Consider the following 891-nt stretch of genomic DNA (forward strand, 5'->3'; position numbering starts at 1 on the left):
GCGCCCATGGCGCGGCCCAGGGCCTCGCCGTGGCTGCCGAGCAGGTCGCCCGCGTCCTGCAGGCTGGTCTCCGGGTGATACCGGCGCAGGGCCGCCCACATGAAGGCGCGCAGCTCGCGCATGGTGAGAGTGCCGGCCTCGAATGCGCCAGCCGAGGTAACGGCATTGCGGCCCGTCGCCTCTTCGAACTCGCAGAGCGCGTTGAAATCCATCACCAGCCGCAGGGTGCGGCCGCCGACGGTCAGTTCGGTTTCACCGAGAAGCCGGTTCGCCATCACGCGTCCCCCCCGTCGATCCGTTCGCTGAGCCGCCAGGTCGCGGTGGCGGTCATCTTGTCGGCGATGGGGGCCGTGCGGGTGTAGCCCTTCAGGAAGCCCGCGTAGGTCTCCGGGTCGCCGCCCGGCAGGGTGATCTCGATGAGCACCTCCTCGCGGCTGGCGCGCAGCGACTGCAGCAGCACGTCCGTGGGGCTGCCGGGGATATGGTTCATCGGCACGCCCACCTCGCCGCCATCGGTGAGCCCGGGGATGAACTGCTTGCGCCGCCCGGGCGAGCCCATGTGGGTCACCTCGATCTCGTCGACCTGCTCGTCGGGCAGCTCCAGGTCGCCCAGCAGCGTGAGCGCGGTCCAGGTGGGCGTGGCCCCCACCCCGATGCGCACCGTGCTGCCGTAGCCAATCATGCCGTCGGACATGTCTCGGTCTCCTCATGTCTGAAGGGAAAAGCCCCGGCGCCGCACCTGGCACCGGGGGTGTCGTGTTGCCCGCGATCGGGGGACTGCTCAGCCAGCCACGCCGGGATCGGCGCGGGCGGCGAGGATGCGGGCCTCGAAGGTGAGGCGGCGGGCGGCGAAGATCACCTCGCCGCGCTCCACGTTGATCTCCGAGCCCA

Annotated in this window: 2 protein-coding genes; both read right to left on the reverse strand. The window is 70.9% G+C overall.

Annotated features, from left to right (window positions below; all coding sequences use genetic code 11):
- A partial coding sequence (locus tag D3P35_RS25875; protein ID WP_118138789.1) for a GTA-gp10 family protein occupies positions 1–275 on the reverse strand: 275 nt, incomplete at its 3' end.
- A complete protein-coding gene (locus tag D3P35_RS25880) occupies positions 275–694 on the reverse strand; it encodes a phage tail tube protein (protein ID WP_118138790.1) in 420 nt (139 codons plus the stop codon). The genes D3P35_RS25875 and D3P35_RS25880, both read right to left, overlap by 1 nt.
- Positions 695–891 lie beyond the last annotated feature (197 nt).

Origin of the sequence: Oceanicella sp. SM1341 (assembly GCF_003448965.1) — a bacterium.
Taxonomy (GTDB): Bacteria; Pseudomonadota; Alphaproteobacteria; order Rhodobacterales; family Rhodobacteraceae; genus Paroceanicella.